The following is a 12,337-nucleotide window of genomic DNA, read 5'->3' as shown; positions in this document are numbered from 1 at the left end:
TTCGAGGCTTCGCCTTCCGCCAATGTTTGTCATGTTCATCAGGCTCCGCAACCGGTCCGGCACGGGTCCGGCGGATCGTGCCCGGCCAGCGAAACGATATCCGTTTTCATGTGAAGGTTTCCACCCGGTGCACCCGCAGGACGCTCGCAGGACCGCCACAGCGCGGGCCGCTGCTGTTCCGCCGGAGTTCAACCGGGCGCACCTGACGGCGCCCGGTCAACCCCCTAGGTTCCCTGGGGAACCGCGAGAAGGAGCCATGACGGAGAACCAACCTGCCGTACGCGCACGGGCACTGACGAAGTGTTTCGGCGACGTCGTCGCGCTCGACGCCGTCGGACTGGAGCTCGCGCCCGGGCGGATCCACGGACTGGCCGGGCCCAACGGCGCCGGGAAGACCACGCTGCTCGGGCTGCTGCTCGGACTGGCCGCCGCCGACGAGGGCGACCTGGAGGTGCTGGGCAGGCCGGTCGGCCGGGCCCGGCCCGCGCCGCCCGGGGTGGCCGGCTTCGTGGACGGGCCCGGGCTCTACCCGTCGCTGACCGCACGGCGGAACCTGGCCGCGCTGGCGACGCTGCGCGGGCAGGACGGCCGGGCCCGCCGGATCGACGAGGTGCTGGCCGAGGTCGGGCTCAGCGACGTCGCCGACGACCGGGTGCGGGGCTTCTCGCTCGGCATGCGGCAGCGCCTCGGACTGGCCGCGGCGCTGCTCACCGAACCCCGGCTCCTGGTGCTCGACGAGCCGTCCAACGGCCTGGACCCGGCGGGCAAGCAGCACGTGCACGGGGCGCTGCGCCGGCTCGCCGCCGACGGCGTGACCGTGGTGCTCTCCAGCCACCGGATGGACGACCTGGAGGCGCTCTGCGACGAGGTCACCATCCTGGCGACCGGACGGGTCCGCTTCTCCGGCCCGCTCGGCGAGCTGGCCGCGGACGACCGCGCGCTCGACCACCGGCTGCTCACCTCCGATCCGGCCGCCGCCCGGCGGGTGGCCGCCAGGGTCGCCGGGGTGCGGGTCGCGGCGGAGGCCGGGACGGGACGCGCGGCCGGGGCGCTGGTGGTGCGCGCGCCGGGCCCGGCCGTCGAGGAACTGGTGGCGGCGCTGGTGCGGGCGGATGTCCGGGTGCGCGAGGTCGCCCCGGTGGTCCCGCCCCTGGAGGCGGCGTTCCTCGCCCTGACCGAGCAACAGGAGGACGGACGATGACCGAGCGCGGCGAGGGAGTCATCGAGCGGGGCGGGCGCACGAGCACGGTCACGGCCGGACGCGCGGCGGCCGCCGCCGGCGCCGCCCCCGGGGCGCGCCCGGTGCCGGTGGGCCGGGTGTACCGCTTCGAGCTGGTCAAGCTGCTCTCGCAGTGGCGGATCAGGCTGCTGGTGCTGGCCTGCTGGAGCGCGCCGGGCCTGTTCACGGCCGCCGTCGCCCAGCAGGGGACGCTGCCCTCCGACACCCTGTTCGGCCGCTGGATGCACGCCACGGGCTGGGCCGGGCCGCTGGTGGTCCTCGGCTTCGCGGGTTCGTGGGCGCTGCCCCTGCTGACCTCGGTGGTCGCGGGCGACGTGTTCGCCGCCGAGGACCGGCTCGGGACCTGGCGGCACCTGCTGGTGACGGTCCGCTCGCCGCGGCGGATCTTCGCGGCGAAGGCGCTGGCCGGCGCCACCGTGATCGTGCTGCTGACGGCCGGCCTGGCGGCGTCGAGCACCGTCGGCGGGCTGGCGGCGGTCGGCGACGAGCCGCTGGTCGGCGTGGACGGTCACCTGCTGGCGCCGTCGGACGCGGCCGTGAGCGTCCTGCTGGCCTGGGCGTGCGCGCTGGCGCCGACCCTGGCCCTGGCGGCGCTCGGACTGCTCGGCTCCGTCCTGCTGGGCCGCTCGCCGATGGGGCTGCTGGTCCCCGCGCTGGCGGCGGTCGCGATGCAGCTCGCCCAGCTGCTGCCGCTGCCGGTGGCGCTGCGCCTCGCCCTGCCCGGGTACGCCTTCGTCGCCTGGAACGGGCTGTTCGCCGACCCGGGCCGGCTCGACGAGCCGCTGATCGCCGTCGCGGTCGCCCTGCTCTGGGCGGCGGCCGCCACCGCGGCGGCCTACCTGCTCTTCGTCCGGCGGGACTTCACCACCGGCAGCGAGGACGGGGTGGGGCGCCGCACGCTCCTCGCCGGGGTGCTGCCGCTGGCCGGGCTGCTCGCGCTGACCACCGGCGCGCTCGCGGTGGCCACCCCCTCCAGCGGCTCGGGGATCACGCAGGCGAAGGTGCAGCAGGAGGTCGCCACCGTGTTCGCGCACCTGTACCGGCTGCAGACCGAGCAGCTGCACCGCCCCGCCGTGACCGAGGCCGACCTGCGGGCCACCGCGGACTGCCGGCGGGGCGACGGCCAGGTCGAGCCGGAGGGCCCGGGCAACGACTGGCGCTGCGTGGTCACCTGGCACCTGCCCGGCACGGACGCGCCCGGGACGGCGGTCTACCAGCTCGACGTGGCCTCGGACGGACGGCTGACGGCCGACGGCGACGGCCCGAAGGAAGTGAACGGCTACTTCCTGGTGCGCACCCCGACCGGGGACGCGCCGAACCCGCTCTGGCAGTTCGACGGCCAGGTCGCACTGCTCGCTTCCCCCACCAGCACGACGAACTCAACGAAGGGCTGACGCCATGCAGGTAACGCGTCGTCGACGCAGCCGGAACGCCCACGTGGTCCTCCTGGGCCGCCGGATGGGCCGCAAGGCCGCACTCGCCACCGCCTGTGTCACGGCGGTGGCCGTGGCCACCGGCACGGCCTTCGCGAGCACCCACCAGTTCGACGAGGACCAGGTCGGCCAGACCACCGAGAACGGGCTGGTGATCTCCAGCGACCAGTACCTCGCCCCGTACGGCAGCCGTCAGGTCCTGGACAACGGCAAGATCATGGGCTCCACGGTCAGCCCGGACGGCGCCCACCTGGCCGCCGCCGTCACCGACGGCGACGCGGCGCTGGTCGTGGTGGACCTGAGGACCGGCAAGGTGAAGCAGCGCGTCGGCACCAACAAGGCGGACGAACTGCGCATCCCCAACGCCTCGGTCGGCCAGGAGTCCCCGGTCTACTCGCCGGACGGCAAGCAGCTGTGGCTGGGCCAGCTGGACGGCTACACCCGGTTCACCGTGCAGCCCGACGGCACCCTCGCCGCCCCGGTGGCGGTGAAGATCCCGGCGGACGGGGAGAAGCACGCGCTGGCCTCCGGGGCGGTGTTCTCCGCCGACGGCTCGACGGTGTACGCCGCCGTCAACGGGCAGAACCGGGTGGTCGCGATCGACGCGGCGACCGGCGCGGTCCAGCGGAGCTGGACGGTCGGCAACGCGCCGCGCGGCGTCGTCCGGGTCGGCGGGAAGCTGTACGTCTCGAACGAGGGCGGGCGCACGGCCACCGCCGGGGACACCACGATCAACTCCTACGGCACCCAGGTCCCGGCCGACCCGGCGACCGCCGCCACCACCACCGGCACGGTCAGCGTGATCGACCTCGCCGACCCGGCCGCCGCCGTCGGCTCCATCGCCGTCGGCCTGCACCCGACCGCGCTGTACGCGAAGAACGGGGTGCTGTTCGTCGCCGACACCGCGAGCGACGAGGTGTCGGTGATCGACACCGCGCACGACAAGGTCGTCCAGACCGTCTCCACCAAGCCGTGGCCGGAGGCCTCCGTCGGCTACGAGCCCACCGCGGTGACGCTCACCGAGGACGGCCGGCTGCTGGTCACCCTCGGCCGGGCCAACGCCGTGGCCGTCTACCGCTTCGCCGGCGCGCAGGAGCCGGTGAGCTACGTCGGCCTGCTGCCCACCGACTACTTCCCGGCGGAGGTCGCCACCATCGGCTCGGAGGTGATCGTCTCCAACACCCGTGGCATCGACGCCCGGCGGCCCAACAGCACCGGCGCCCACAAGACCCACGACACCACCTCCAGCCTCACCCGGTTCACGCTGCCGAGCGACAAGGTGATCCGCGCGCAGACCGCCAAGGTGTTCCAGCAGAACGGCTGGACGAACAACGCGGTCAAGCTCGCGAACGGCCACAAGGCGAAGGAGGAGGTGGTGCCGAAGCGGATCGGCGACCCGTCGCCGATCAAGCACGTCTTCCTGATCGTCAAGGAGAACCGGACCTACGACCAGGTCTTCGGCGACGTCGCCGAGGGCGACGGCGACCCGAAGCTGGCCCAGTTCGGCGCCGCCGTGACGCCCAACCAGCACGCCCTGGCCGAGCAGTTCGGGCTCTACGACAACACCTACGACATCGGCACCAACTCCGCCGAGGGCCACAACTGGCTGATGCAGGCGGACAACCCGGAGTACACCGAGTCCTCGGCCGGCGAGTACGAGCGCAGCTACGACACCGAGGACGACGCCCTGGGCCACCAGCGCTCCGGCTTCCTGTGGACGGGCGCGCAGGCGGCGGGGAGGACCGTGCGCGACTTCGGCGAGTTCCACCAGTTCCTGGACAAGCCCGCCGACGCCACCTGGCAGAACCTGTACTGCGACGCCAGGACCATGGACGCGACCGGGCAGGGCAGCGCCTACGCCCTCAAGTCCTCCTCGCCGATCCCCTCGCTCAACAGCGTCTCGGTGCCCGGCTTCCCGAGGTTCGACACCGACGTGCCGGACCTGTACCGCTACCAGGTCTGGAAGCAGGACTTCGAGCGGAACGGCCCGGCGAACCTCAACATGCTCTGGCTGTCCAGCGACCACACCGGCGGCCCGGCCAGCCCGGCCGCGCAGGTCGCCGACAACGACCTGGCGACCGGGCGGATCGTCGACGAGATCACCCACAGCCCGTACTGGAAGGACTCGGCGATCTTCGTCGTCGAGGACGACTCCCAGGCGGGCCTCGACCACGTGGACGGCCACCGCGCCCCGATCCAGATCATCAGCCCCTGGGCGCAGCACGGGGCCGTGGACAGCCGCTACTACTCGCAGATCACGATGGTCCGCACCATCGAGCAGATCCTCGGCATCCACCCGATGAACCAGAAGGACAGCGCGGCCAGCCCGATGACCGGGGCCTTCACCGACCGGCCGGACTACACGCCGTTCACCGCGGTGCCCAACCGCACCTCGCTGACCGACGGCCTGAAGACGCCGCCCTCCTGCGGCCTCGACGTCCCCGGGGAGCAGGACCTCCGGGCGGCGGCGCCGGTCACGACCGCGCCGCCGGCGGCGCAGCAGCCGGTCGTGGACCGGTGGGAGGCCTGGAAGTCGCACCAGCGGCTGACCGGCCCGAACGCCGTGGCGGACCACGCCAACCCGGCGCAGATGGAGCACCTGGTCTGGTACCAGACGCACAACTGGACCGCGCCGTACCCGGGGGAGAGCACGATCCTCGCGCCGGACGACGTGCCCGGCGCCTACCTGCCCTCGCCGGAGAGCGACGGCTGATCCCGCCGCGCCCGCACCGGGCCCCGGGCCGCTTCCCCGGCCCGGGGCCCGCGCGTCAGGCGAACAGGACGGTGGACGCCGCCGGGACGGCCAGCGAGCCCGCCCGGCGGGGGACGCCCGTGGCGGCGTCCAGGTCGAACCAGGTGACGTCGCCGGAGTGCTGGTTCGCCGCGTACAGCCGGGTGCCGGTGGGGCCGAGCACCAGGTCGCGCGGCCAGCGGCCCCCGCAGGGCACCGAGGTGACCACGTGCGCCCGCTCGCCCGTCGCGTCGAGGGCGAGCACCACGATGGTGTCGGTGCCGCGCTCGGCCACCCACAGGAACCGGCCGTCGGGGGAGACCACCGGGGCCGACGGCGAGACCGGGCCCTCGACGCCGTCCGGGAACAGCGGGACCTCCGCGACCGGTTCGAGCGCCCCGGCCGCCGCGTCCCAGCGGCAGACCGTCACGACAGGGCGCAGCTCGCCGAGCACGTACGCGTGCCGGCCGGAGGGGTGGAAGGCGAGGTGCCGCGGCCCGGTGCCGGGCGGCAGCGCGGTCTCCGCGTGCACAGTGAGTTCCCCCGTCGCCGGGTCCAGGGCGAGGACCCGCACCGCGTCGGTGCCGAGGTCGACGGCGAGCACCCAGCGCCCCGACGGGTCGGGGAGCACCTGGTGGGCGTGCGGGGCCCGTTGGCGGTCCGGGTGCGGCCCGCTGCCCCGGTGGCGCAGCACGGTGGCCGGGGGCCGCGGGGTGCCGTCGTCGGCGAGCGGCAGCACGCTGACGCTGCCGGAGCCGTAGTTGGCCGTCAGCAGGTGGCCCCGGCTGAGGCTCAGGTGGGTGGGGTGGTCCCCGTCCACCGGGACGGGGGCGCCGAGCGGGCGGGGCGCCGGAGCGGCGATGTCGTGGGCGGTGACGGCGCCCGGCTCCGTCTCGGACACGGCGTAGAGCACCGGGCCGCCGGCGGCGAGCCCGAGGGCGAGGTAGGACGGGTCGACGGCCTCGACGACACCGGTGGCGGTCAGCGCCCCCGAGTCCGGATCCAGCGATGCCAGGACGATCCCGCGCCCGCCCTCCGAGGTGAACGACCCGATGAAGGCCCGCTCCGCGCCGCTGTCCGCCACCGCAAACCTCCGTCGTCCACCGTCCGCCGTCCGGGCTCGAACGCTAGCAGGTGCGGGGTCCGGGCTCTTTCGCCGGAGAGCGCTTTTTCACTGGAAAGCACCGCTGCCGGAGCGGCCGGATCGCGGACCGGCCCGATCCCCGGGAACGTGGGAGCCGTTGGCCGCGCGGCCGGGTCGCCGTCGGCCCGGCGGTCCGCACCGGGACGACGCCCCTTCGACCACCCCCCTTGGCGCTGCGGAAGCGAGGCGGCATGTACGACCCCGACCCACCGTTCCGGCCGGTCCGCCGCCGGAACGGCTACCCGCCGCTGGAGGACCTCGGCCTGATCGGCAACGGCGCGACGGCCGCGCTGGTCGGCCTGGACGGCGCCATCCCGTGGCTGTGCCTGCCCCGGTTCGACTCCGAGCCGCTGTTCTGCGGCCTGCTGGACCACGCCCGGGGCGGGCACTTCGCCCTCGCCCCGGAGGGCCTGGTGGAGGCCAGGCAGCGCTACGAACCGGACACCGGCGTGCTGGTCACCGAACTGCGCGGCCCCACCGGCCTGGTGCGCGTCACCGACGCGCTGACCCTGCGCTCCGGCGCCGACCTCACCGACGACGCGCCGGCCGACCGGGGCGAACTCGTGCGCTCGGCCGTGGTGCTGGACGGGACGGTCCGGCTGCGGGCGGAGCTGGAGCCGCGCGGCGGCGCGCAGGCCCGCGCCCTGTTCAGCGGACTGGAGGTGCGCCCGCACCGGCGCCCGGACCTGCGGCTGCACCTGCGCTCCAACCGCCCGCTGACCGGTCTGCACAGCACTTACGAACTGCGGCAGGGCGAACGCCTGGACCTGGTGCTCTCCTGGGGCCGCTTCCACCGCCACCACCGCTTCGACACCGACGCGACGCTGACGGCCACCGCCGAGGCCTGGCGCCGCTGGATGGGGCACTTCGCGTACGACGGCCCCCAGGAGCCCCTGGTCCGGCGGGCCGCGATCACGCTGAAGCTCTGCGACGACTGGGCCAACGGCTCGCTGGTCGCCGCCCCCACCTCCTCGCTGCCCGCGCCGATCGGCGGGATCCGCAACTGGGACTACCGCTACAGCTGGATCCGCGACGCGGCGTTCGCCGTGTTCGCCCTGCGCCGGATCGGCTTCGGCGGCGAGGCCGACGCCTTCCTCGGCTGGGTCCTGGACGCCTTCGAGACCAGCCGGCGGCCCCGGATCATGTACGACCTGCGCGGCGGCCCGGTGCCGGACGAGGTCGTGGACGGCGAACTGGAGGGCTACCAGGGCTCGGCCCCGGTCCGCTGGGGCAACGGCGCGACCGACCAGCGCCAGCACGACGTCTACGGCGAGATCCTGGACTGCGCCCACCAGTGGCTGCGCTCCGGCGGCGAGATCCAGCCCGCGCTCTGGGCCGGCCTGGCCGAGCTGGCCGACGCCGCCCGGCAGGCCTGGCGGGAGCCGGACCAGGGCATCTGGGAAGTGCGCAGCGAGGGCCGGGTGTTCACGTACTCGGCGGGCCTGTGCCAGGTGGCCCTGGACCGGGCCGCGCGGATCGGCGAGCGGCTCGGCCGGTCCGACGGGCCGGACCGCTGGCGCGCCTCGGCCGAGGAGCTGCGCCGGCTCGTCCTGGAGCAGTCCTGGGACGAGGAAGCCAAGACCCTCAGCGCCCACCTGGACGGCGGCGGCACGCTGGACGCGAGCCTGCTCGCGCTCCCGCTGCGCCGGGTGGTGCCGGCCGACCACCCGCGGATGGTGGCGACCGCCGCGGCCGTCGCCGAGCGCCTGTCGGCGGGCGGCGGGCTGCTCTACCGCTACCTGCACGAGGAGTCCCCGGACGGGCTGCCGGGCGACGAGGGCGCCTTCGTGCTGTGCAGCTTCTGGCTGGTCGACAACCTGGTCGGCCAGGGCCGGACCGACGAGGCCGGGGAGCTGTACGCCTCGCTGTGCTCCCGGGCGAGCCCGCTGGGGCTGGTGTCCGAGCAGATCGACCCGTCCACAGGAGAGTTCATGGGCAACTTCCCCCAGGCGTTCAGCCACATCGGGATCATCTCCAGCGGCGTGAACCTGGCCCGGGCGAGGGCGGGGGGACGGGCATGATCGACCGGCTCGCGATCCTCGGCGCGACCGGGGACCTCAGCGCCCGCTTCCTGCTGCCGGCACTGGCCGCGCTGCGGGCGGCGGGGCACACCGGCGACGCGCTCCGGGTGACCGGGGCGAGCCGGGAGGACTGGGACACCGGGCGGTACCGGGCGTGGGCCGCGGAGCGGCTCGACCGGCACGGCGGCGCCCTCCCGGCCGGGGCCGGGGAGGCGGTGGTCTCCGCCCTCGACTACCGGCGGGCCGACGTCACCGACCCCGCCGACGTGGCCGCGGTCGTCGCCGGGGAGGGGCCGGTGGCCGTCTACCTGGCCCTCCCGCCGGCGCTCTTCCCCGGCGCGGTCACCGCCCTGCACGCGGCGGGCCTGCCGGAGGGCAGCCGGATCGTGCTGGAGAAGCCGTTCGGCGAGGACCTGGCCGGCGCGCGGGAGCTGAACCGGCTGCTCGCCGAACTCCTGCCGGAGCGGGCGGTGTTCCGGGTCGACCACTTCCTGGCCATGACGACCGTCCAGAACGTCCTCGGCAGCCGGCTGGCCAACCGGGTGCTCGAACCCCTCTGGAACAGCACCCACATCGCCGAGGTGGACATCACCTGGGACGAGACGCTGGCGCTGGAGGGCCGGGCCGGGTACTACGACCGGGTCGGGGCGCTCAAGGACATGGTCCAGAACCACCTGCTGCAACTGCTCTGCCTGGTGGCCATGGAACCGCCGCTCACGCTCGGCGAACGGGACCTGCGCGACCGGAAGGTGGACGTGCTGCGCTCCGTACGGCCGCTGACCGAGCACGACGTGGTGCACCGCACCCGGCGGGCCCGCTACCTGCCGGGCCGGATCGGGGACCGGGACGTCCCCGCGTACGCCGAGGAGGAGGGCGTGGACCCGGCGCGCGGCACCGAGACCTTCGCCGAGGTGGAACTGGAGCTGGACAGCTGGCGGTGGGCCGGGACGCGGTTCCGGCTGCGCAGCGGCAAGGCCCTGGGGGCGGACCGCAAGGAGGTCGCGGTGCACTTCCGCCCGGTGCCCCACCTGCCGTTCGGCCCCGGCGGGAAGAGCCACGGCGGGAAGGGCTCCGGCGGGGAGGGCCACGGCGGGGAGGCCCGGCCCAACGTGCTGCGGTTCGAGCTGGAGCCGGAGGGGCTGGCCCTGGACCTGACCGGCATCGGCGCCCACGCCCACGAGCTCGTCCCGCTCTCGCTGACCGCGCGGATGGAGCCGCAGGACCTGCCCGCGTACGGGCGGCTGCTGCTGGACGTCCTGAACGGCGATCCGGCGCTGTCCATCCGCGGCGACGAGGCCGAGGAGGCCTGGCGGGTGCTCGAACCGGTGCTGGCCGCCTGGGAGCGGGGGCTCGTCCCGCTGGACGAGTACCCGGCGGGCTCGCAGGGGCCGCCGCCGCACTGGTGGTAGCCGCGCCGGTGCCCGGGTGACCGGCCGGTGGGGGGCCGGTCGGCCGGGGCCCGGGCGCTCGGGCCCCGGGCAGTGCCACTCGCGGCCCGCCCGGTGAATTCCGTCGCATTCAGGCACAGCAATCCCAGGCATCACAGTCACCACATTCGTCACAGGCGCCCGGTAAATCACTCGGCTATTTCGACGAATGACTGTTCGAGTGGCTGGTGGGATCCGAACCTTATATTTTCGGCCAAAGAATTCGGGCCCGTTCTCGGGCGTTCCGGGCGCGGCCGGGAGTCGCACCTGGGATTTTGGCGTTCCGATTACCGACGGCGGTCGCTCTCCGTTCAATCGGAAGGGGTTGCGAGCGGCTGACCCGCCGTGAAGACTGTTGCGCGTTCGTCGTCCGGACGTTCGGGACGACAGGGATTGTGCGACTCCCCGACCGTGTCGGCGCGTTCCGCGCGGCGGTTGCGGGGGTGGATCGCCAAAAGGGGGAATGGGCATGCCGGGTACGGCCGTTGCGCAGGTGGGGGCCGGGAGAGCGGCCGGCCGCCGGGGGACGGTTTTCTGTTCGAACGTGCCGGCGGGGTAAGAGTATTCGGAGGCTCGCGGTTCACCGCGATCCGGTCCGCCGTTCATCGCGCGGAGGGAAATCCGGATCGTATTCGCACCGCCCGGTCCGGGCGCGCCGACGCGACCGCGGAACGGCTCCGCGAGGGCGGGTGCGGTGCCCGGCCGCGGGCGTCCGGGGATTCCCGTTCCCGGGGCCGGACGGCCTCCGCCGGCCGGGCCGACGCCGATTCCCCCCGTTCCCGCGCGTCCTGAAGCAGGCGACGACGGCCGGGAATTCCCGCTGTGCCGCCTCCCAATCCGCGATTCCACCGCGGGCGCCCGGCGCGCCCGCACCCGAGAACCAGTCAACGGGAGTTCCGCCATGCCGTACGCCAGTCCGGCGCCCGCCCGCGAGCGGTCGCCGCTCCTCCTGCGCGGCGAGCTGCAGCACCGGCTCGACACGCTCGCGCGCGCCCACCGGGTGCCCGGCGCCCAACTGGTGCTGGACACCGGCCCGGAGGCCGTCGTCCTGCACACCGGGGTGGCCGACACCGGCACCGGGGCACCGTTCACCGAGGACACCGCCGTTCCGGTCGGATCGCTCACCAAGCCCTACACGGCCGCCCTGGTGATGCTGCTCGCCGACGACGGCGACCTCGACCTCGACGAGCCGGTCGCCGAGCACCTTCCGGAGTTCCGGCAGCTGCCTGAAGTAACGATTCGTCACCTGCTGAGCCACACCGGCGGACTGCCCACCGGACCGGACTCCGACGCCGCCGCCCGCACCACCGCGACCCGCTACCTGTCCGCCGTCTGCACCGCCCCGGACGCGCTGTTCCCGCCCGGGACGGACTTCTCCTACTCCAACGCCGGCTACGTCGCCGCCGGGCGCCTGGTCGAGACGGTGACCGGGATGCCCTGGCACGAGGCGGTGCGCGCCCTGCTGCTCGAACCCTTCGGCACCGGGCCGGTGTTCGTCGACACCGCCGCCCCCGGGCGACCGGTCGCCGCCGGGCACGCGCTCAACGCCGCGACCGGCCTGCCCCGGGCCGTCCGGCAGAACCTGGCCCCGCTGGAGGCCCCGGCCGGCGCCCTGCTGGCCAGCGCCGCGGACCTCGCCGCGCTCGGCGCCGCCCTGGTCGGCCGCGCCAAGGTGCTGCCCCCGGACACCGCCGAGCTGATGCGCCGCCCGGAGCCCGGTGCCCGGCCGGGAGCGCTCGCCGACGGCTGGGGCGCCGGCGCGGCGCTCTACCGGCAGGACGGGCGGCTCTGGTGCGGCCACGACGGCAACGCCATGGGCACCTCCTGCCACCTGCGGGCCGACCCGGACAGCGGCCTCGTGGTCGCCTTCACCGGCAACGCCGGCGCCGCCACCGCCCTCTGGCGCGAACTCGCGGCCGACCTGGAGGAGTTGGCCGGAGTGCGGGTGCCCGCGGGGATCGAACCGGTCGGCGCGGGCGGACCGGTGCTGCTCGCCGCCCCGGCGACCCTGGCCGAGTGCGCGGGCGACTACCGCAACGGCGCCATCCGCTACCGGGTCGAGCCGGCCGGCGCCGGACCGGCCACCCTCTCGGTCGACGGCGACCTCCCGATCCCGCTGCGCTGCTACGCCGACCTCTCCTACGACCTGATCGCCCCCGACACCGGGCGCCCCGAACCCGGCGGGCGCTTCCACCGGGACCCGGCCACCGGCCGGATCGACCGGGTGCAGGTCTCCGGGCGCACCGCCCGCCGGGCCGCCGCCGACTGAGCCGACCGGCCCGGCCGCCGTACGCCCACCCCTGCACCGACACCCCGCACCGTTCCCCGGGGCCGAGGGCCG

The 12,337-nt window shown here is 74.9% G+C and carries 7 protein-coding genes; 6 read left to right on the top strand and 1 reads right to left on the bottom strand.

Annotated features, from left to right (window positions below; translation table 11 throughout):
• Positions 1-256: 256 nt before the first annotated feature.
• Genes ACWDD9_RS07050 through ACWDD9_RS07040 form a run of 3 tightly spaced genes read left to right on the top strand, consistent with a single transcriptional unit; the run spans position 257 to position 5,386 of the window.
• Positions 257-1,201, top strand: coding sequence for an ABC transporter ATP-binding protein (locus tag ACWDD9_RS07050; RefSeq protein ID WP_387825165.1), 945 nt, complete (start codon positions 257-259; stop codon positions 1,199-1,201).
• Positions 1,198-2,634 carry an ABC transporter permease gene (locus tag ACWDD9_RS07045; protein ID WP_449811016.1) on the top strand — a complete coding sequence of 479 codons (1,437 nt, stop codon included), beginning with the start codon at positions 1,198-1,200 and terminating at the stop codon, positions 2,632-2,634. Before ACWDD9_RS07050 ends, ACWDD9_RS07045 begins: the two co-directional genes overlap by 4 nt.
• A gap of 4 nt (positions 2,635-2,638) precedes the next feature.
• Complete coding sequence (locus ACWDD9_RS07040; RefSeq protein WP_449811015.1) at positions 2,639-5,386, top strand: alkaline phosphatase family protein; 2,748 nt, start codon at positions 2,639-2,641, stop codon at positions 5,384-5,386.
• A gap of 55 nt (positions 5,387-5,441) precedes the next feature.
• Here the strand turns inward: ACWDD9_RS07040 and ACWDD9_RS07035 are convergent, their stop codons facing one another.
• A complete protein-coding gene (locus tag ACWDD9_RS07035; protein ID WP_449811014.1) occupies positions 5,442-6,488 on the bottom strand; it encodes a lactonase family protein in 1,047 nt (348 codons plus the stop codon).
• Positions 6,489-6,739: 251 nt separating this feature from the next.
• On the opposite strand from ACWDD9_RS07035, the gene ACWDD9_RS07030 reads away from it, so the two are divergent.
• The 3 genes from ACWDD9_RS07030 (at position 6,740) to ACWDD9_RS07020 (ending at position 12,265) form a co-directional block, all read left to right on the top strand.
• The gene (locus tag ACWDD9_RS07030) at positions 6,740-8,569 is read left to right on the top strand and encodes a glycoside hydrolase family 15 protein (protein WP_449811013.1); all 1,830 of its coding nucleotides are present in this window, start codon (positions 6,740-6,742) and stop codon (positions 8,567-8,569) included.
• Positions 8,566-9,978 carry a glucose-6-phosphate dehydrogenase gene (locus ACWDD9_RS07025; RefSeq protein WP_449811012.1) on the top strand — a complete coding sequence of 471 codons (1,413 nt, stop codon included), beginning with the start codon at positions 8,566-8,568 and terminating at the stop codon, positions 9,976-9,978. Before ACWDD9_RS07030 ends, ACWDD9_RS07025 begins: the two co-directional genes overlap by 4 nt.
• 919 nt (positions 9,979-10,897) lie before the next feature.
• On the top strand, positions 10,898-12,265 hold the full coding sequence (locus ACWDD9_RS07020; protein WP_380738281.1) for a serine hydrolase domain-containing protein: 1,368 nt from the start codon (positions 10,898-10,900) through the stop codon (positions 12,263-12,265).
• The last annotated feature ends 72 nt before the right edge of the window (positions 12,266-12,337 follow it).

It is taken from the genome of Kitasatospora sp. NPDC001119 (assembly GCF_053598475.1).
This window is presented reverse-complemented; position numbering and strand designations above follow the sequence as displayed.